Source organism: Chryseobacterium sp. JM1, from assembly GCF_000737715.1.
In the GTDB taxonomy this organism is placed as follows: Bacteria; Bacteroidota; Bacteroidia; order Flavobacteriales; family Weeksellaceae; genus Chryseobacterium.
The window spans coordinates 484,383-505,754 of record NZ_JPRN01000003.1 but is presented as its reverse complement, the minus strand read 5'-3'; the positions used below and the strand labels follow the sequence as shown (position 1 = coordinate 505,754).

17 protein-coding genes are annotated in these 21,372 nt (G+C 39.5%); 9 read left to right on the top strand and 8 right to left on the bottom strand.

What is annotated here, in order from left to right; translation table 11 throughout:
* Positions 1 to 6: 6 nt before the first annotated feature.
* The 3 genes from IW22_RS07330 to IW22_RS23595 all read left to right on the top strand — a co-directional run bounded on the left by IW22_RS07330 (position 7) and on the right by IW22_RS23595 (position 2,434).
* A complete protein-coding gene (locus tag IW22_RS07330) occupies positions 7 to 987 on the top strand; it encodes a glycosyltransferase family 2 protein (RefSeq protein WP_034725345.1) in 981 nt (326 codons plus the stop codon).
* Between the two features lie 167 nt (positions 988 to 1,154).
* Positions 1,155 to 1,712: a 3'-5' exonuclease gene (locus IW22_RS07325; RefSeq protein WP_034725344.1), complete on the top strand. Its 558-nt coding sequence runs from the start codon at positions 1,155 to 1,157 to the stop codon at positions 1,710 to 1,712.
* A 5-nt stretch (positions 1,713 to 1,717) separates the two neighbouring features.
* Positions 1,718 to 2,434: a T9SS type A sorting domain-containing protein gene (locus IW22_RS23595; RefSeq protein ID WP_051891138.1), complete on the top strand. Its 717-nt coding sequence runs from the start codon at positions 1,718 to 1,720 to the stop codon at positions 2,432 to 2,434.
* Positions 2,435 to 2,656: 222 nt separating this feature from the next.
* On the opposite strand, the gene apaG is transcribed toward IW22_RS23595, so the two are convergent.
* The 8 genes from apaG to glgB all read right to left on the bottom strand — a co-directional run bounded on the left by apaG (position 2,657) and on the right by glgB (position 14,020).
* Complete coding sequence (gene apaG, locus IW22_RS07315; protein ID WP_175548910.1) at positions 2,657 to 3,043, bottom strand: Co2+/Mg2+ efflux protein ApaG; 387 nt, start codon at positions 3,041 to 3,043, stop codon at positions 2,657 to 2,659.
* Positions 3,044 to 3,124: 81 nt separating this feature from the next.
* Positions 3,125 to 4,381: a 2-oxoglutarate dehydrogenase complex dihydrolipoyllysine-residue succinyltransferase gene (odhB, locus tag IW22_RS07310; RefSeq protein WP_034725340.1), complete on the bottom strand. Its 1,257-nt coding sequence runs from the start codon at positions 4,379 to 4,381 to the stop codon at positions 3,125 to 3,127.
* A 47-nt stretch (positions 4,382 to 4,428) separates the two neighbouring features.
* Positions 4,429 to 7,245, bottom strand: a complete 2,817-nt coding sequence (locus IW22_RS07305) for a 2-oxoglutarate dehydrogenase E1 component (RefSeq protein WP_034725339.1) — start codon at positions 7,243 to 7,245, stop codon at positions 4,429 to 4,431.
* 124 nt (positions 7,246 to 7,369) lie between these two features.
* On the bottom strand, positions 7,370 to 8,410 hold the full coding sequence (locus IW22_RS07300) for an SRPBCC domain-containing protein (protein ID WP_034725337.1): 1,041 nt from the start codon (positions 8,408 to 8,410) through the stop codon (positions 7,370 to 7,372).
* A gap of 373 nt (positions 8,411 to 8,783) precedes the next feature.
* Positions 8,784 to 10,052, bottom strand: a complete 1,269-nt coding sequence (locus IW22_RS07295) for a glucose-1-phosphate adenylyltransferase (protein WP_034725336.1) — start codon at positions 10,050 to 10,052, stop codon at positions 8,784 to 8,786.
* 14 nt (positions 10,053 to 10,066) lie between these two features.
* Entirely contained in the window at positions 10,067 to 10,603 is a 537-nt protein-coding gene (locus IW22_RS07290) for a hypothetical protein (RefSeq protein ID WP_034725334.1), read from the bottom strand.
* A gap of 4 nt (positions 10,604 to 10,607) precedes the next feature.
* Entirely contained in the window at positions 10,608 to 12,014 is a 1,407-nt protein-coding gene (locus IW22_RS07285; RefSeq protein ID WP_034725333.1) for a glycogen synthase, read from the bottom strand.
* 59 nt (positions 12,015 to 12,073) lie between these two features.
* A complete protein-coding gene (gene glgB / locus IW22_RS07280) occupies positions 12,074 to 14,020 on the bottom strand; it encodes a 1,4-alpha-glucan branching protein GlgB (RefSeq protein ID WP_034725658.1) in 1,947 nt (648 codons plus the stop codon).
* 542 nt (positions 14,021 to 14,562) lie between these two features.
* On the opposite strand from glgB, the gene IW22_RS07275 reads away from it, so the two are divergent.
* The 6 genes from IW22_RS07275 to IW22_RS07250 all read left to right on the top strand — a co-directional run bounded on the left by IW22_RS07275 (position 14,563) and on the right by IW22_RS07250 (position 21,358).
* Positions 14,563 to 15,684 (top strand): alpha/beta hydrolase-fold protein, encoded by a 1,122-nt coding sequence (locus tag IW22_RS07275; RefSeq protein WP_034725331.1) that lies wholly within the window; start codon positions 14,563 to 14,565, stop codon positions 15,682 to 15,684.
* A 4-nt stretch (positions 15,685 to 15,688) separates the two neighbouring features.
* Positions 15,689 to 17,104: a leucyl aminopeptidase family protein gene (locus IW22_RS07270; RefSeq protein WP_034725329.1), complete on the top strand. Its 1,416-nt coding sequence runs from the start codon at positions 15,689 to 15,691 to the stop codon at positions 17,102 to 17,104.
* A 140-nt stretch (positions 17,105 to 17,244) separates the two neighbouring features.
* The gene (locus IW22_RS07265; RefSeq protein ID WP_034725328.1) at positions 17,245 to 18,456 is read left to right on the top strand and encodes an acetyl-CoA carboxylase biotin carboxylase subunit family protein; all 1,212 of its coding nucleotides are present in this window, start codon (positions 17,245 to 17,247) and stop codon (positions 18,454 to 18,456) included.
* 25 nt (positions 18,457 to 18,481) lie between these two features.
* A complete protein-coding gene (locus IW22_RS07260) occupies positions 18,482 to 19,195 on the top strand; it encodes an alpha/beta hydrolase-fold protein (RefSeq protein ID WP_034725327.1) in 714 nt (237 codons plus the stop codon).
* A 60-nt stretch (positions 19,196 to 19,255) separates the two neighbouring features.
* Positions 19,256 to 20,209 (top strand): RimK family alpha-L-glutamate ligase, encoded by a 954-nt coding sequence (locus IW22_RS07255; protein WP_034725325.1) that lies wholly within the window; start codon positions 19,256 to 19,258, stop codon positions 20,207 to 20,209.
* A 30-nt stretch (positions 20,210 to 20,239) separates the two neighbouring features.
* Positions 20,240 to 21,358 carry a carboxylate-amine ligase gene (locus tag IW22_RS07250; protein ID WP_034725324.1) on the top strand — a complete coding sequence of 373 codons (1,119 nt, stop codon included), beginning with the start codon at positions 20,240 to 20,242 and terminating at the stop codon, positions 21,356 to 21,358.
* The last annotated feature ends 14 nt before the right edge of the window (positions 21,359 to 21,372 follow it).

The window sequence follows — 21,372 nt, the reverse complement described above, 5'->3', positions numbered from 1 at the left end:
ATCCTGATGCCGAATAAATTAGCCGTTGCTATCTTAAACTGGAATGGAAAAAACTGGCTTGAGAAATTTCTTCCGAGCGTTGTCAGTTTTTCTCAAAATGCAGATATCTATGTCATTGACAATCTTTCTACCGATGATTCTATAACATTTATACAAACTCATTTTCCTGCCGTAAAAATCATTAAAAACACTCAGAACTATGGTTTTGCAGGTGGCTACAATGAAGGTTTAAAGGAACTCAAAAATGAGTATTACTGTCTTCTTAATTCAGATGTAGAAGTTACTGAAGACTGGACAGTTCCGGTTCTGGAATTGTTTGAAAAAGACGCTTCCATAGCAGCAATACAGCCTAAAATCCTATCTTTTAATCATAAAGCGTTTTTTGAATTTGCCGGCGCTGCTGGTGGTCTTATTGATAATCTGGGCTATCCTTATTGCCGTGGACGTGTATTCGATGATGTGGAAGAAGATAAAGGACAGTATGATGATGAAACACAGATTTTCTGGGCCTCCGGATGCAGTTTCTTTATCCGTTCAAAAGACTTCTGGGAGCAGAAAGGTTTTGATGAAAGGTTTTTTGCCCATCAGGAAGAAATTGATCTCTGCTGGAGACTGATTAATTCCGGGAGGAAAATTTTCTACACAGGAAAATCCAAAGTTTATCACGTAGGTGGCGGAACACTCAACAAACAAAGCGCTCAAAAAACATATTTAAATATCCGCAACAACCTTTCCATGATGTTGAAAAATTTACCGTTTCCAAAACTGGTAGCGTTAATTTTCTTCAGACTTTGTTTAGACGGAATTGCCGGAATTTATTTCGGATTGAAAAACGGATTCCCTCACCTTTGGGCCGTTGTAAGAGCTCATTTCGGATTTTATGCACAACTTCCCGGAACATGGAAACTTCGCCAGAATTATCAGAAAAGCAAGTTCTATCAATCAAAATGGCTGATCTTTAGACATTTTTTGGGTAGAAGGGATTAGGGATTAGGGATTAGGGAAATAAAGTACAAATATCTGACGGTTAAAGGACTATAGTATTTTATGTGAAAAATTCTTAACTTCAAAAACTCTAAACTTTAAGCATTAAATAAAACCAACCAACCAAAACCAACCAACAACACATAACTCTTAACTCATCACTCAAAAAAATGGATTTCTGCGCAATAGATTTTGAAACGGCAACACACGAAAAAAATTCAGCGTGTGAAATGGGTATTTGTGTTGTTCAGGATTCCAAAATTGTGGAAACGAAAACATGGCTGATCAAACCGCCAAGTTTTCCTTATTTCAGCAGATTTAATATTGCTGTTCATGGAATTACCCCTGAAGATGTAAAGGATGCTCCTACTTTTGATGAGATATGGTACGAAGCTGAAGAAATGATGTACGGATCGCTGATGATTGCTCACAATGCAAGCTTTGATGCAGGTGTTTTAAGAGGATGTTTCGCACATTACGGCATGTTTACTCCAAAGCTGAATTATCTTTGCAGTATTCAGCTGGCCAAAAAATCATGGAATTATCTTCCAAAATACGGATTGAAACATCTGGCAGAACATCACCAGATCAATCTGAATCACCACCGCGCCGGAGATGATGCCGAAGCCTGTGCAAAAATTTCACTTCTTGCTTTTGAAAAATTAATTATCACCGAGAACGACGAAATCCATGAATCTTTTTTAAATAAATACATCAAAAAACTATAACACCCATGAAAAAACTTTTACTTCCTGCTGCCATTATTGTTGGCACCCTGTTCCACGCACAAAACACGGAACTCACTGATACTACATGGTATTTGAAAAAAATTATCAAAAATAATGTAACTTACAATGTTCCCCAGAATACTGAAATGGTGACTCCTACATTGACTTTCACTCTACCATCCGTATCATCGCCGGCATATAGTATGAACAGTTATATCTGTGGAACCAGCATTTGGGCAGTAGTGTACCAAATCGAAATTACAGCAAGTGCTTTTGGCCTCTGGGCATCTGGGGTTGGTAACCAAACATGTACAAATCCAGAAAACATTACCTTTTTCAATCATTATAGCAACTATTTTGAATACAATTCGGGACTATTTAATTATCAGATTACCTATTCAGGAAATACAAAAAATATGGTAGTAGATAATAATTATGGAGTTCAAGCTTTTTATGAAAGTGGTTTCTTAACCACCAAAGAACTGGAGGCATCCAAAGCTGCGTCAATAAAGATTTACCCTAATCCCGTTAAGGACAGTTTCCTTGAAATTAAAGGCGTTGAGCGTATTGAATGGACAAAAATTTATAACGCTGAAGGAAGACTCGTTCAGCAGAATTCTGCAGATTCCAGAATAGATGTTTCCGGCCTTTCAAGAGGAGGTTATTTCTTAGAAATCAAATCTCAGAAAGGAATAAGCAGACATCAATTTATCAGGGAATAATCCTAATTTTTTTGATATCAGATTTCAGACTTTCAACTGGGATGAAGAATGTCAATGGTGAATTTTGCTTTGCAAGTGAATGGTGAATGTAGACTGGAAAATAAGAGTCAAGAAACAAGATTTTAGATCTCAGTCACAAGACATCAAACAATAATTTATTAGCTTAATACAATCAACCAGCAACCAGTCAACCAAAATTTACCCTGAAACTCATAACTCGGCTTAATTGCTTAACACTTCAGACAACAGGTTGAACTTTGGGATCTCTATCTCAAAGGTTTCCTGCGTATCCATATTTTTAACGAGGTATTTTCCGCTCATATTGCCTACGCCGGACCGAAGCATTACATTGGAGAAATAAGCGAAATTTTCGCCTGTGGGAATTTCCGGTGTCAATCCGATTACACCATCGCCAATAATCTCTGTGTATCCAAAACCTACATCAAAGATGAGCCATTTTCTTTTAAGTACTTTAATGGGAAAGCTTCCGTCATTTTCTATTGTAATATTGTACTTAAAGACATAACGGTTTTCGGAAGGATAACTGTTTTTACTATCATATTCAGGTATTACTGAAACTTTGATATTGGAAGTCATTTTTGAGAACATCACCTTAGTTTTTATAACAGATACAAAAATCTCGCCTTTTTTAAGGCGAGATTGTAAGTTATCTTAAAATTTTATTAAATTTTATAGTCCAAGGCCTTTTCTTTCGTCGCCTCCCATTAAAATTTCAACAGGATTGTCGATACCTTCTTTTACCGCTACAAGGAATCCTACAGACTCTTTTCCGTCGATAATTCTGTGGTCGTAAGACATGGCAACATACATCATTGGTCTGATCACAACCTGTCCATCTACTGCTACCGGTCTCTGGATAATGTTGTGCATTCCAAGGATAGCAGACTGTGGAGGGTTGATAATTGGTGTAGACATCATAGATCCAAAAGTACCACCATTTGTAATCGTGAAAGTACCGCCAGTCATTTCATCAACCGTAATTTTACCGTCTCTTACTTTAGTTGCAAGATCTTTGATGTTGGCTTCAACTCCACTGAAAGACATGTTTTCAGCATTTCTCAATACCGGAACCATTAATCCTTTAGGACCTGATACTGCAATTGAAATATCGCAGAAATCATAGTTAATTTTGAAGTCTCCGTCGATAGATGCATTCACATCCGGGTACATTTGTAATGCTCTTGTCACTGCTTTTGTAAAGAAAGACATAAAGCCTAATCCTACTCCGTGCTTCTGAGCAAATTCTTCTTTGTATAATTTTCTTAATCTGAAAATTTCAGACATATCAACTTCGTTGAAAGTAGTCAACATCGCTGTTTCGTTCTTTACAGAAACTAATCTTGAAGCGATTTTTCTTCTTAGAACTGAAAGTTTAGTTGTTGTCGTTGTACGTGCACCAGTTGCCGTAGAAGGTGTTCCACCTAAAGCAGGAACTGCAGCCAATTCTGCGTCTGTTTTAGTGATTCTTCCGTCTCTTCCGCTTCCTGAAACCTGTCCAGCCTCAATCCCTTTTTCGTCAAGGATTTTTTTAGCTGCAGGAGATGGAGCTCCCGTTGCATACGTTTGTGGAGCCGCTACCGGAGCCGCAGGTTTTGGAGCTTCCTGTTTAGCAGGTTCAGCAGCTTTCGGAGCCTCTTCCTGTTTTGGAGCTTCAGCAGCAGGTGCGCTTCCGCCTGCAGGTTTTGGAGCATCCACATCAATTAAACAAACTACCTGGCCAACCTGTACTACATCACCCTCTTCTGCTTTTAACGTGATCACACCGCTTTGTTCTGCAGGTAATTCAAGAGTTGCTTTATCTGAGTCTACTTCTGCGATGGGCTGATCTTTTTCTACATAATCACCATCTTTCACAAGCCAAGTTGCAATTTCAACTTCTGTAATGGATTCTCCCGGTGAAGGAACTTTCATTTCTAAAACTGACATATTGAGTATTTTTTATTTTTTTAATTGGGTATTATTCTTAATTACAATTACACGGTAACTGGTCTTTTTACAGGAGCATCATCTCTGTCGAAAACTCTGTTGATCACTGCATTCTGACTCTTTTCAAACATTTTGTGACTTCCCGGAGCCGGAGCACCGCTTGGTACTGGAGCTACCACCTGGATACCTGTATCTCTGAAGTTTCTCAGGATATAAGACCATGCACCCATGTTTTCAGGTTCTTCCTGAGCCCAGATCAGCTGTGTTCTGCTGTCATATTTGCTGAAGATAGCCTCTATAGCATCTGTCTGAAGCGGATATAACTGCTCGAATCTTACCAGTGCAATATTTTCACAGTTAAGTTCTTCTTTCTTCGCTAATAATTCGAAGTACAGTTTACCTGAACACAATACTAATTTTTCTACTTTTTTAGGATCTGCTGTAGGATCGTCCAATATTGGCTGGAATGAACCATTTGCGAAATCTTCCAGTGGAGAAACCACTTTAGGATGTCTCAACAGAGATTTAGGGCTCATTACGATCAGCGGCTTTCTGAATGTCCATTTAAGCTGTCTTCTTAATAAGTGGAAATAGTTGGCTGGTGAAGTAACGTTGGCTACCACCATATTTTCGTTCGCACAAAGCGTTAAGAATCTTTCTAGTCTTGCTGAAGAGTGTTCTGCTCCCTGACCTTCTGAACCGTGAGGTAATAACATCACCAATCCGTCCTGGATTTTCCATTTCTCTTCTGCAGCAGCCAGATACTGGTCTACGATGATCTGAGCACCGTTTACAAAGTCTCCGAACTGAGCTTCCCAGATCGTCAAAGTATTAGGAGAAACCATCGCATATCCGTAGTCGAAACCTAAAACTCCATATTCTGAAAGGTGAGAGTTGAATACATCAAATCTGCTTTCTGATACATGTCTCAACGGGATATATTCTTCTTCCGTATCTTCTGTCTTCACTACTGCGTGTCTGTGAGAGAATGTTCCTCTTTCCACATCTTCTCCGGAAATTCTTACATTGTGACCTTCCACAAGAAGCGTAGCATATGCCAACCATTCTCCAAGAGCCCAGTCTAGTGAATTTCCTTCAATAGCTTTAACACGGTTATCAAACAGTCTTGTAATTTTATTGATGAACTTTTTGTCTGCAGGAAGAGATGACATTTTAATCGCCAGTTCTTTAAGCTTCTCTAAGTCATATTTTGTATCTACAGGAATCTGAACTGCCCCTCTTTTTCCGATAGGATAATTGGTCCAGTCATCTGCCATGAACAGATCCATTACATTTTTTTCGATCTCCTTGGAAGCATCAAAATCTTTATCTAAAAGCACTTTGAAATCTGATTCCATTTTCGCGATCACATCATTGGAAGTGATGCTGTCCTTAAGTAATTTATCTTTATAAATTTCTCTTGGGTTCGGGTGTTTTGAAATCAGTTTATACAGATTAGGCTGCGTGAATCTAGGCTCATCACCTTCGTTGTGACCGTATTTTCTATATCCTAATAAATCGATGTAAACGTCTTTACCGAACTTAGCTCTAAAGTCTGCTGCAAAATGCATCGCATGAACTACCGCTTCAGCATCGTCAGCATTAACGTGCATTACCGGAGACTCAGTTACTTTTGCAATGTCTGTACAGTATGTTGAAGATCTAGCATCCGCATAGTTGGTGGTAAACGAAACCTGGTTGTTAACCACAATATGAACCGTTCCTCCTGTTTTGTATCCTTCCAGTGTCATCATCTGAGCCACTTCATACGCGATACCCTGGCCGGCAATAGCACCGTCACCGTGGATCACGATAGGAAGAATCTTAGAACCTTCTCCTTTGTATTTGTCATCTATCTTCGCACGGCAGATCCCTTCTACAAGAGCAGCTACGGTTTCAAGGTGAGATGGATTCGGGGTAAGGTTGATAGCCACTTCTTCTCCTGAAGCTGTTTTCACTATTTTAGATGATCCTAAGTGATATTTAACATCACCTGAAAATACATCCTCTTCAAATTCTTTTCCTTCAAATTCTGAGAAGATCTGCTTATAAGATTTCCCGAAAATGTTTGACAACACGTTCAGTCTACCTCTGTGAGCCATTCCAAGAACAACTTCGTCTACTCCTAATTGAGAAGATCTTGAGATCAACTGGTCCAATGCAGGAATTAATGTTTCCCCTCCTTCCAGAGAGAATCTCTTCTGTCCTACGAACTTGGTGTGAAGGTAGTTTTCGAAAGCTACCGCCTGATTTAATTTCAGTAAAATCTCTGTTTTTTCGTTGGCAGAAAGACTTGGGTGATTTTCGTTCACCTGAAGCCATTTCTTGATGAAATCTTTTTCTTCAACGTTGTTGATATACGTATACTCTACCCCGATAGAATCGCAGTAGATGCTTTCTAAATGCTTGATCAGGTCCTGTAGTGTTGCAGGTTCTTTCATCCCTGTTTCAACAGCACAGTTGAATTTTGTATTTAAATCCTCCTTGCTAAGACCGAAGTTCTCGATGTCTAAAGTAGGCGTATAGTGTCTTCTTTCTCTAACCGGGTTTGTTTTTGTGAACAAGTGCCCTCTCGTTCTGTAAGCCTCGATAAGGTTTACTACCTTGAACTCTTTTTTGATGTGCTCAGGAACTTCTCCACCGGCTACTGCCTGAGAGATCTGCTGTACTGCCGGAGCAACGCTGGCCGGAGCCTGAATGTATTGAATGTTATCATCATCTCCATAGTTCTCCAAAGCGAAATCGAAACCTTGAAAAAAGGCTTTCCATGATGGCTCCAAAGAATCCGGGAATTTTAAGTACTGTTGGTATAAATCCTCAATTAACTGAGAATGAGCTGCGTTTAGGAATGAAAATCTGTCCATTATTACAGTTTATCTATTATTAAAATTTATTTGTAGAATTAATCTTCAAATTTAATAAAAAAAACCGAGTTAAGACAGCCTGAGACCGTTAAAAAAAATTAAGAAAAAAATAAATGAAAAAAAATTACTTAAACACTGATAATGAGAGCTTCATGTTCACCTCCTGTCCTTCTATCGGACGTTCAATAAAGGTTTGTCGGATATCTCCGAAGCGCATCTCGTCTTTTTTGGCCTTCTGAATCAGCTGCTGAACTGCCCTTATTCTGCCTTCATAATTTCCTTTGTAGTAGATCACGTAATTTTGAGAAGGATTGATTGTACGGAAATTGAAATTATTATCCGTAACTCCAATTTTCTTGGAAAGTGGAATTCCCAGGAAGTAAGAAACCTCTTTGTCTTTATAGTTATCCGCATCCGTAATCAGTACCGGAAAGCCGAATTCATCGTCTTTTTTACCAAGATCCATCGTGATGTAGTTGTAAATTTTACTGTAGTTCATCACGATATTTTTATACAGCGCTTCCTTCTTGTTGGATGCACTTACATTGATCCCCAAAATCAGCTTATCCTCTTCATTTTCTACCATCAGACTGTCATACTTGATGGACGCCATCTGGTTGTCTTTTTCTACTTTATTGCCCAGTACATTTTTCAGATTCACCATACTTTTGTTGATGTTTTCTGCAAACCGGTCTTCTGTCCAGAAATTTTCCACTCTCCTTAACACGGAAAGCTTTGGCGTATGAACGTTCCAGGTGATCTTCGTTTTTTCTGCAGACACCACTTTGAACTGAACATCAACGACCGTCGGGTTCTCATTTCTATCCTCAAAAAGCTGGTAACGCAGGCTTTTTTGCGGGTTTTCGTAACGGATGAACATTTCCCCGTCCGTATCGTTTTTAGGATCTACATAGCTGATGGCACCACCCTGACCTTCGTAAGGCGTGTAATAATCTATGTCGATAGACTGCGAACTCGTGAAAAAGTTGTTCCAGCGCGTAAAATGCTGAAGATTATTAAACTGGGCAAAGACTTTATCGATGGGATAATCGATCTCTTTTTCTATCTTAAAGTCCTTGTTTTCATCCACAAAATAATACATGGAAGCAGCATAAGCTCCTACCAGCAAAACAAGAATCACGGCTGTAATTTTAAAAAAACGCATCGCACAAAAGTAAGACAAATAAAAAAAGTGACCAATATGTTGATCACCCTAGTTTTATGTTTAACACTAATTAACCTGATGGAGGTTGAAGGTTAGAAGATAGATGTGGGAAGATGGAAGTTACTGTCCGGAACTTTATGGGTTGAAAGTCCTTTTCATTACTCATTAAATTTCATAGTTGGACAATCGCAAAGGCGCAGGAATTTATCTCCGATAAAATTGTATAATGTCATTGCGAGGAGCTATGCGACGAAGCAATCTCTAAAATACTTTTTTGTGGCATAAATCAGAGATTGCTTCACCTAAAGGTTCGCAATGACAAGGTATTTTTACATATATCACATGAAAGAAAACAGCTTCAAAAGTCTTCTTCTCATCCAATGTGTGTTCCCGAAGGAAGAACTGCTCCTTTCTTCACCACTACAATTCCATCCTGAACAGAATGGGTTCCGTAATCGCCATCCGGAAGATGTTTTCCTCCGATGATCTTAACGTTGTCGCCGATGTAACAGTTTTTATCGAGAATCGCTTTTTCAATGTAACAGTATTTCCCGATTCCCATATTCGGACGGCCGTTTCTGTCATTGAGGACAATTTCTGTCGTATTTTGATAGAAGTCAGCACCCATCACGTAAGAATTTACAATAGTACTTCCTTTATCTATTCTGGTTCTGTTTCCGATCACCGAATTCTCGATCTTATCGGCCATAATGATGCATCCGTCTCCGAAAACTGCCTTGCTTACGTAAGATCCGTTGATTTTAGACGGCGGAAGCATCCTCGCCCTTGTATAGATTGGTGAAGAAGAAAACAGATTGAACTGCGGAAGATCCTGACAAAGGTCCAGATTCGCTTCGTAGAACGATTCTATGGTTCCGATATCAGTCCAATACCCTTCATACTGATAGCTTAATGTTTTATACTTCCCGATTGAATTTGGAATGATATCTTTTCCGAAATCATCACCGGCTCCATCTTCGAACATCTTTTTAAGAATTGTTCTCGTGAAAATATAGATTCCCATTGAAGCCAGATATTCTTTTCCTTTGTGCTTGTTTTCCTCTGAAACTTCAGATTTTAAGCTGTCCAGAATATCATATTCCGGTTTTTCATAGAAAGAGGTGATATTTCCGTCATCATCAGATTTTAAAATCCCGAATCCGGTCGCATCCTTCGCCACCACCGGAATGGTTGCAATCGTTACATCGCCTCCGTTTTCAATGTGAAAATCCAGCATTTCCCTGAAATCCATCTGATAGAGCTGGTCACCGGAAAGGATCAGAATATAGTCATAATCATACTTTTCCAGGTGCTTCATCGACTGGCGGACCGCATCTGCTGTTCCCTGATACCAGCTTTCATTTTCCACATTCTGCTCGGCAGCAAGAATATCTACAAAACCTTTGCTGAAAATATCAAAGTGATAAGAATTCTTGATATGTGAATTTAAGGAAGCTGAATTAAACTGCGTTAAAACCAGGATTTTATTGAGTCCCGAATTCAGACAGTTGGAAATTGGAATATCTACCAGCCTGTATTTTCCTGCAATAGGAACTGCTGGTTTTGATCTTGAATACGTTAACGGGAATAATCTTGTCCCTCTGCCGCCTCCCAAAACAATGGAGATTACATTTCGTTTCATAAGTATCTTGCGTTTTATTGAATTAAATTTACTGTTCTATTCTTAGTGTTTACTGACAATCTAAAGCATTCTTTATTTTCGTATTTGAGTTCATGATTGTAAACAATGACTTTAAATTCGCCCTCGTCATTAAGCTCAAACACTTCTTTATCTACATTATATGCCTCTATGTAATGTTTTTTAAGTTCATCCCTGAATAATTTATTCGTGATCAGAACATCCATAACATCCACATTTTTCATGGCAAAATCCTGCATATCTTTATCATAAGCTGCACTCCAGCCTTTTCCGTATTTTCTTTCTATTGCAGCGTAGGTTCTTTTATTAATAGCATTTACAGCCCTTTCTTCTTCATTACTTATCATACACCCTGATACGGCATAATGCTTAATTTTCCATTTTTCAGATATCCCATCCATCTTCTCCTGTGCGCCCATTTCAGGCAGTCCATATCCATAAATCCAGTAATATCCTCCATGGTAACTCCCTTCATCTTTTTTACACGAAGAAAGCATGATCATGATGATAAAAAGAAAACCGGTAACTTTCATAGGATCAGTTATTATATAAAGCTATATATTTTTCTGCAGATTTCTCCCATGCAAAATCAAAATTCATGTTCGCATGGATCAGTTCACTCATGACTCCTTTCTGATTATAAATTCCCATTGCCCTGTTCATGGCGTGCACAATATCATCGACACCGGGGTAGGTAAAATTCAGACCTGCTCCTCCGGTTGAAATATCTTCTACCGTATCTCTTAGTCCTCCGGTATATCTTACGACAGGAACCGTGCCGTATCTCATGGAATACATCTGATTCAGTCCGCAAGGCTCCACTCTTGACGGCATCAGCAGAAAGTCCGCCGAGGCATAGATCTTATGGGAAAGATGTTCCTTATAGCCCAGATCCAGTGCAAAATTGGTATAGGTATGTTCATATTCTTTAAGCTTATTCTCAATATAGGTGTTTCCTGAACCGAGAATCATAATATTTAAAGCGCCGTAACTCTGTTTAATGCTTTTCCAAACCACATCCGGAAGGAAATCGGCTCCTTTTTCCGTAGCAAATCTTCCAATAAAAGCAAACAAAGGAAGATCAGGTTTCAAACCGTATTCTTTGCAGAGTTTTTCTTTGTTTTTCTTCTTTTGGGCTACTGCATTTTTACTATTAAAATTAAAATCCAGCATCGGATCTGTTTCAGGATCCCAAACTTCCGTATCAATCCCGTTGATGATGCCGTATGCCTTTCCAAATTCTTCACGCACCAGGCTTTCCAGTCCACGGAAGCTGATGAACAGTTCTTCCAGATACCCTTCAGAAACGGTGGTAAAAGCATTGGCACATTTGATCATGCTTGCCAATGGGTTCATGTAACCGTTCCAGTCCATAAGACCCCATTTATAGGAATCAAAAGACGGCATATAATTCGCCATATTCCAGCTCATCATGCCCTGGTATTCCCCGTTATGAATCGTTCCTATTGTTTTTACTCCTTTTAAAAATTCAAATTCCGGACAGTGCTGGGTCATAAAAGGCACCAATCCTGTATGGTAATCGTGACAGTGCAGGACATCCGGACGAATCTTCATAGCAGTCAGCCAATGCAGTACGGCATGCTGAAAAGCGATAAACTGAAAACTTTCATCCTGATACCCGTAAGGATTCTCCCGGTCTAAAAGTCCCGGAACCTTTACCATATACAGCTCAAATCCCAAAGTATCCGTTTTCTCCTTCATCACCTGAACCTGCAGCATATCCGGCCCCTGATGGATAAAACCATCAAAAACGATATCAAATTCATGGTTATGAACGAAAGGTTTATTGTACCACGGCATGACCACCTTGGCGTCTATTCCTTTTATTTTGTTCTGATACTTCGGCAATGCGCCTACAACATCTGCCAGGCCGCCTACTTTGGCGACCGGATAACATTCTGTACTTAAGTGATAGATTACCATAATTTCAGTGTCATTTGTATTTTGTCAGATTTTGCTTTAATTCCCAACATCATCATTCTTTATTTCTTATGTTTTATTCTGTGTAATTTATACTTTTTATCTTTTTTCTGTCTTAAAACAATTCCTGCCAATGGTGGCAGCTTTAAGGTGATAGATTTCGGATGGCGCATCCATTCTTCATATTTTTCATTCAGAATTTCAGCTTCCGTCCCGCTTCCGCTGTATCTGTGGTCATCAGAATTAAGAACAACTTCCCAATGAGTTCCTGCGCCCACTCCAATTTTATATTCCAAAACCTGTGGTGTAAGATTTAAAACAACCATCAGAACATCATCTCTTCTTTTCCCTTTTCTCAGATATACATACACCGAATTCTCCAGATCATCGGCTTCTACCCATTCAAACCCGTTTTTATTAAACTGATTCTCATAAAAAGCGGTTTCATCACGATAAAGATGATTAAGATCTTTTATAAGCGTCTGCATTCCTTTATGAACAGGATATTCCAGCAAATGCCAGTCCAGACTGCGGGTAAAATTCCATTCACCGGTTTGTGCAAATTCATCACCCATAAACAGAAGCTTAGCTCCCGGATGGGTATACATATACACGTAAAGCGCACGGAGATTGGCAAATTTCTGCCATTCGTCGCCCGGCATTTTATAAATAAGACTCGCTTTCCCGTGGACCACTTCATCATGTGACAGCGGCATCATATAATTTTCATTATACATATACACGGAGGCAAAAGTGATTTTATGATGATGGTATTTTCTGTTTTCCGGAGATTCTTTAAAATAATCCAGCGTATCATGCATCCATCCCATCATCCATTTCATTCCGAAACCTACGCCACCGTCATGAACAGGTTTTGTAAGCAAAGGAAAATCTGAACTTTCTTCAGCTATCGTCATGATGCTGTCTCCAAATTCTTTATAAACCGCCGTATTAAATTCCTGCAGGAAAGCTTTGGCTTCAAGGTTTACATTTCCACCTTCAATATTAGGCTCCCACTCGCCTTCGTTTCTTGAATAATCCAGATGAAGTATTGAGGTCACTGCATCTACACGAAGTCCGTCGGCATGATACCGTTCCAGCCAGAACATGGCATTGGAAATCAGGAAAGATTTAACCTCATTTCTGCCGTAATTGAAAATATATGACTTCCAGTCGGGATGAAAACCTTTCCTCGGATCTTCATGCTCATAAAGATACGAACCGTCAAAACGGTGAAGTCCATTCGCGTCTCCCGGAAAATGGGAAGGTACCCAATCCAGAATAACCCCGATGTCATTTTTATGAAGTTCATCAATCAGAAACATCAGATCCTGCGGAGAACCGAAACGTGAAGTAGCGGCAAAAAAACCTGTGATCTGATATCCCCAACTCGGGTCATAAGGATATTCCATAACCGGCATGAATTCTACGTGAGTAAAACCCATTTCCTTGGCATAAGGAACCAGTTTCTTAGCAATATCACGATAGTTTAAATATAGATCCGGAGCTTCTCCCTGTCTTACCCAAGAACCCAGATGAAGTTCGTAAACTGATATTGGTGCATCCAGACTGTTATTCTTCCAGCGCTTTTCCATCCAGTCTTCATCACCCCATTCATACCAAGTTGTGGAAACAAATGAAGCCGCCTGCAGATTCTGTTCCCAGCTTAAAGCGTAAGGATCACTTTTCTCCAGAATTTCACCTCTGGCTGTTTCTATAGCATATTTGTATAAAGTACCCCAGGTAAGTCCGGCAATAAAACCTTCCCAAATTCCTGAGCCGTCCCATCTCGGGAACAGAATATGATCTTTATGATTCCAGTTGTTGAAATTTCCTATGACGGAAACTTTTTTGGCATACGGAGCCCAAACCGAAAAATAGACACCCTTTACACCGTCTTTTTCCACAGAGTGTGCCCCAAATTTCCCATACAGCTTATAATGCCTTCCTTCTTTGAAAAGGTAGACATCATGGTCCGTGAACAGCGTATAGGATTTAACAGAATTCATCAAGATATGGTCTTACTTTATTTTTTTCTGAAACTACGAAAATTCCCTGCAATAACGGTTAATAATTAGTCAATTTATTATTATGTTAACAGACTTCGGAATGAGATACCACCTATTTAGAGTCAAGAGCCAAGAACCTGGAATCAAGATATCAGATGTCAGATTTCAGATAGGAGACTTTTAGACTAAGGTTGAAATTGATGTAGAAAATACTAATGATCAATTTTGAGTTGTAAAAATCGAGAAATGTTAGTCTGACATAGTCAATCTAGATATTAAATACAGGGCAATGAACGCATTAGTTTATTTATTACGAACCAGCAACTAGCAACAGACAACCCAAATCTACACTCATTATAAATCCTTTTAAACAACTTTCAAACCCAAAAATTCTCCGACTCTCAAACCCGTAACGCGCACCCCGCAACTTTGAAACTTTTCAGCACATTGATCAAATATATTATTTTTTACATTCATTTTTTTATGATTTTAAAACAATCTTTTTTATAAATTTAGCTTCCAATTTATATTAAACACATAGGATGAGGTTTGAACTTTATACAGAAGAAAGCGACGACAGAACGGTGTACATCACCGGAAATTTCAATAACTGGAACCCGAGAGACTACAGTTATCAGCTTAAACAGCTGGATTCACACAATTATTTCATAGAAATCGACAATGAAATCCTTCCCGATACCGTGGAATACAAATTCACCAAAGGCGGATGGGAAAACGTAGAACTCGATAAGTACAGAAATATCACCCCCAACCGGAAAGCTGATAAAGCAAAAGGGAAAACATCTGATAGCATTGAAAAGTGGAGGCTCAACTGGGGTCCTTTCAAAAAAGAATTTTTTCCGATCGCAGAAGTTATTTCCGAAGAATTCTACATTCCGCAGCTGGAACGTTACCGTAAAATCTGGGCTGTATTGCCCTATGATTATTATGTAGCCGATAAAAGCTATCCGGTACTTTATCTACAGGACGCTCAAAATCTTTTCAACGAAGGAAGCGGCTACGGAAACTGGGAAATCGACAAAAAACTGTCTATCCTTGCGGAATACGGCCGTGGCGACGTCATTATCATCGCTATAGAACACGGCAGCGAAGAGCGTATCAAGGAGTATATTTTTGACAACGACAATGTGGCTAATGGTTCTGAAGGAAAAAAATACATCCGTTTCATTACCGATACGTTGAAACCTTTTGTGGACGAACATTACCGCACCAAAAAAGACCGTGACAATACAGGAATCGGGGGCAGCTCTTTGGGTGCATTGATCAGTATTTACAGCGGATTCCTTTATCCGGAGGTTTATTCCAAACTGCTGATCTTCTCCCCTTCACTTTGGGTTGAACCTAATAATAATTTCCCAATGATGAGCTTCAGGGTTCCTTTTAAAACTAAAATCTATCTCTACGGCGGTGGTCAGGAAGGGTCTAAAATGGTCAAAAGAATCCATGTTTTTGAAGAATATTTAAAACGTTGGGAAAAGAAAAATCTTTTTGATTTTGAATTCAGGACAAGCATCAATCCGGAAGGAACCCACAGCGAATTTTACTGGTCACAGGAGTTCCCGAGAGCCATTGAATGGCTGTTCTATGACAACACGGAAAACCCTGTAGAAGTAAAACCACAACAACAAAGCATTAAAAATTAAGTTTATGAAACTAATCAACAAAAAAAATAAAAAATACACCCAGATTTTTCAGCTTTTCACCGAGGAAGAATGGACAAAATCCAGCAAAAATTACAATAAAAATGTGGCTTCTTTTTTCACCGGAAAGAAAAATGAAGTTTTCATCCACACTGACACTGAAAGCATTACTTATCTGATCGGCTTAGGAAAATCTACCTTACAGAATTTTGAGGTTCAGCAGGTAGCCGTTAAATTCTCTCAGATCCAAAAAGACAAACTTCAGGCTGTCCCTACTCTGTTGGTAGCAGATTTCCTGAAAGAAAAACAGTTTGAAGAATTTGTAAAAGGATTGCTTTTCGGAACATACACTTATCCTTTTGATAAAAAACATGCCTGTTGGAATCCCAAATTTGAGATCCATTTCGAAAATATCAGTCAGAAAAAATTAGATGCTATAGGTTCAAAAGCCGAAGCTTTGGCTAACGGACAAACTGCCTGTCAGGAATGGCTGAATAAACCTGCCAATCTTAAGAAACCTGATATGCTAAGTCTGTATCTTAAAAATTTAGCCAAGAAACATGAATTAAAATACACCGTCTTCAACAGAAAAAAATGTGAAGAGCTGGGACTTGGCGCTTATCTGTCGGTGAATCAGGGAAGTGCTTACGATGCTGCTTTCACAATCATAGAGTATAAAACAACGGTTAAAAATACCAAAACATTTGGTCTCGTAGGAAAATGCGTACTGTTTGACACCGGAGGGGTTTCCCTAAAGAATCCGGACAATATGCATTATATGAAATCTGATATGGGAGGCGCTACGGCTGTTATCGGAACGCTTATTTACGCAGCAGAGATGAAACTTCCGGTGAATATCATTGCGGTGCTTCCTATTACAGACAATGCTATTTCTGAAAAGGCTTTTCTTCCGAGCGATGTCATTACAGCCTACAACGGAAAAACCATCGAAGTTCTCAATACAGATGCGGAAGGCAGAATGATCCTGGCAGACGGTCTTTCTTATCTGGCTAAAAACTATAAAACAGATTTCCTGATCGATCTTGCCACGTTAACGGGAAGCTCTGTGAGAATGTTCGGAGATACCTGCGGAGCGATGTTCTCCAATAATGATGACCTGAAGAATCTTCTGGTAAAAACCGGGGACAATACCAACCAAAGAGTCTGGAATCTTCCTTTGTGGGACATCTGGAAAGACGATATTCAGTCTGATGTGGCAGACCTTAAAAATATCTCCATGAAACCTATCGGCGACTGCATTATAGCGGCTAAATTCCTGGAGCAGTTTATAGAAAATCACCCGAAATGGGCGCATCTGGATATTGCCGGCGTAGCATTCGGAAGTACGGGATATGCAAAGGAAAAAGCTGCAACCGGCTATGGGGTGCAATTACTGGCCGATTTAATTGAAAATTATCACTAAAAATTAGTTTTTTTCAAAATTTCTCTGTATACTTGATTGTACATTCTCAAAAACGCAGCTAATTCATGGTTTTAACATTAATTAATCAATAAAAAATTGCTTTTATTTTTGATAATTTACTAAAAATTAAAAAACATTATATGGAGGAGAAAATTATAGTATGTATTTCGTGCTATTACAAGGGCTATGATTTCATAGATGAAATGAAGAAGCTCGGTAACAAAGTAATTTTGGTAACATCGGAGGGCCTTAAAGAGAAAAACTGGCCCTGGCACGCTATCGACGAGGTATTTTACATGGCAGAATTAAGACCGTCCGTCTGGAATCTGGAACATCTGGTTCAGGGATTTTCCCATCTTATGACCACCAGAAAAATAGATGCAGTAGTGGCACTTGATGACTATGATGTAGAAAAGGCAGCGCTGATCAGAGAAACATTCCGTATTCCCGGGATGGGACAGACTACCCACCGGTATTTCAGAGATAAACTGGCCATGCGTCAGAAGGCAAAAGATTCGGGAATCAGTGTTCCGGAGTTTACAGCTGTTTTTAATAATGACGAAGTCAACAGCTTTATAGAAAAAGTTCCTGCTCCGTGGGTCTTAAAACCAAGATCGGAAGCCTCTGCATCCGGGATTAAAAAGTTTTCTTCCAAAGATGAACTTTGGGCGGAACTGAATACATTGGGAGAAGAACGTCATCTGTTTTTGCTGGAAAGCTTTAAGCCGGGCGATGTATACCATGTGGACAGCCTTACCTTTAATAAAGAAATTGTATTTACTTCTGCTTCAAAATACCTAGCTCCGCCGATGCAGGTTTCTCACGAAGGCGGTGTATTCAGATCGAAAACACTGGGAAGATATTCCGAAGAATTTAAAGCGCTTGATGAAGCCAATACCAAAGTTCTATCCAACTTTGGCCTTCTGAACGGAGCTACCCATACTGAGTTTATCCGCGGAAAAGCAGATGGAAAATGGTATTTCCTTGAAACTTCTTCCAGAGTGGGTGGTGCTCATATTCCTGACTTAGTAGAAGCCTCGAGCAATATCAATATCTGGCGCGAATGGGCTAAAATAGAGGATGCTCTCTTGCGTGGAAAAAGCTATCAGGCTTCAAAACCTACCGGCTACTACTCAGGACTTATTGTTGCCCTGATCAAAGATAAAGAGCCGGACTACACCGTTTTTGAAAGTGAGGAAGCCATCAAGTTCCTTCCGATTGATCACCATGTAGGAATTGTTTACAAATCCACCGATCCGGATATCATACAGGAAAGATTAGACAGCGCTGCAGAAAAGATACAGGCAGAAATGCTCAATATTCTCCCGCCGAAAAGCAAACTGACAAGCTAAAAACCATAACAAAAGAAATTTATCAATGCCGCATATAGAACATACAGATTATTACTCCAATATATTAGGAACAAGCCTTAAAATAGAAGTGACGGGACATTACGGACATCCGATCATTATGTTTCCGACTTCTCAAGGGCAGTATACCCAAAATCACGATTTCCATCTGAACGGAAGCATCAACTGGTTTATAGAACAGGGAAAAGTAAAGCTTTATAATGTTCAGACCATCGATGGCTGGAGTTTTTATGATGAAAAGATTTCGCCCCAGAAAAGAATTAAGAATTATGAGCTGTATGTGCAGTTCCTGATTCAGGAATTTATTCCGTATATCCAGAAAATTCACAAAACACACCGTGTCGCAGTAGCCGGAGCAAGTTTCGGAGGGTATCATGCCGCCAATTTTGCTTTCCGGTTTCCGGATGTGGTTTCCCATCTGTTCTGTCTTTCAGGAGCTTTCAGCATCAGGAATTTCATGGACGGATACTCGGATGAGCTGGTTTATTTTAACTGCCCAAGGGAATTTGTAAAGAATGATGAAGCCTGGAAATACAAACATATGCACATTGTTCTGAGTACTTCAGATCAGGACATCTGCAGGGACAAAAATATTGAAATGGCCGAAATCTTAAGCTCTAAAGGCATCGACTTCTGGTATGATGAGAGAAAATGGATCAATCATGACTGGCCGTTATGGAGAATGGTATTTCCAACATTTATAAGTACTTTTTTTTCGTAAAAAGCAGTACATTTAAGAAGATAAAATAATAACACATACACCAATTTAAAAACAGAAATTATGGCAAAAAAAGTGGGAATTCTATTCGGTATGGAAGATACGTTTCCTTGGGCGTTTATCGACAAGGTGAATGAACTGGGTGGCGGTGAAATCATTGCTGAACCGGTCAACATCGACAAACTGGAACAGGGTGCTGATTACGGCTATGCAGTCATTATCGACAGAATTTCGCAGGATGTTCCTTTTTACAGAGCGTATTTAAAAAATGCGGCACTTAACGGAACTTATGTAATTAATAACCCATTCTGGTGGAGTGCAGATGAAAAATTTTTCAATAATGCACTGATGTCAAAACTGGGAATTCCACTTCCGAAAACGGTCCTTCTTCCTTCACACGAAAGACCAACGGATACTTCAGAAACTTCATTCAGAAACCTGAAATTCCCTCACGACTGGGAATACATTTTCGATTATGTAGGATTTCCTGCTTATATGAAACCTCATGACGGCGGTGGATGGAAAAGTGTCTACAGAGTAGAAAATCCGGATGACCTTTGGAATAAATTAAGCGAGACGGAACAGCTGGTGATGATGGTTCAGGAAGAAATTGTTTTCGACGATTATTACAGGGTGTATTGCCTGGGTAAAAAATATGTCCACATTATGCCATATGAGCCGCGCAACCCGCATCATCTGAGATATGCTACGACACATCAGACCAAAGGAGCAGAACTGGAAAAACTGTTAAAAACCATTCATGATTATACGATTACCATGAATGAAGCACTGGGCTATGATTTCAATACGGTAGAATTTGCGATCAGAGACGGCATTCCGTATGCGATTGATTTCTGTAACCCAGCTCCGGATGCTGATAAAAATTCGGTAGGTGAAGAAAATTTTGCATGGATTGTAGAACATTCCGCCAAACTGGCCATTGAAAAAGCAAAAGAATACGTTCCGGGGAAACCTAATATCTCCTGGGGTACTTTTGTAAAAGACTCCGTAAAATAACCATTAAAAAATAAAAAAACACGAAAAAAAATGCATCAGTTTACTATTGGAATCGAGGAAGAATATCAGATCATTGATGTTGAGAGCAGAGACTTAATATCTCATGTTTCGAAAATAATTGAGGGCGGAAAAGCGGTTTTAAGTGAAAATTTAAAACACGAGATGCACGAATCCATGATTGAAATGGAAACCGGCATCTGCCAGAATATCAAGGAAGCCAGAGCGGAACTGACCAATCTGAGAAGACATTTAATCAACACAGCCCATGAACAGGGTCTTAGGGTAGCCGGAGGCGGAACTCACCCTTTTTCAAACTGGGAGCACAATACGATCACGAACGGGGAACGTTATAACAAGATCGTAGACGATATGGGTGATGTAGCCCGCGGAAATCTGATTTTCGGACTTCACGTTCATATCGGAATCCCCAACCGTGAAGAAGGCGTAAGAATTCAGAATGTGATGCGTTATTTTCTGCCGCACGTTTATGCGCTTTCTACGAACTCTCCTTTCTGGATTGGAAGAAATACAGGGTTCAAATCTTACAGACAGGAAATCTTTGTGAAATTCCCAAGAACGGGTATTCCAAGCTATTTCAATTCACTGGCTGAATTTGACAGTTATGTAGAACTTCTGGTCAAAACGGGAACCATTGATAATGCCAAGAAAATCTGGTGGGATCTGCGTGTACACCCGTTCTACCCTACCATTGAGTTCAGAATCTGTGATATGCCTTTAAGGATAGAAGAAACGGTTTGTATGGCTGCCATTATGCAGAGTCTGGTCGCGAAAATCTATAAACTTCATCAGCAGAATTTAAGTTTCAGAAGTTACAGAAGATTATTGCTTAACGAAAACAAATGGAGAGCCTCCAAAAGTGGTATTGAAGCCCATCTGATCGATTTCGGGAAAGAAGAATCCGTTCCTTATCCTCACCTGTTGAAGGAGCTTCTGGAATTCATTGATGATGTTGTCGATGATCTTGACTGCAGAAAAGAGGTTGAGTACGCGTGGACTATTCTCGAAAACGGAACCGGAGCTGACAGACAGCTTAAAGTTTTCAATGAGACCGGCGATCTTACCAAAGTAGTAGACTATATGATCTCAGAAACAGAGTATGGCATAACACATGGCGAAACCGCTTCATAATATTTTCGGTAACT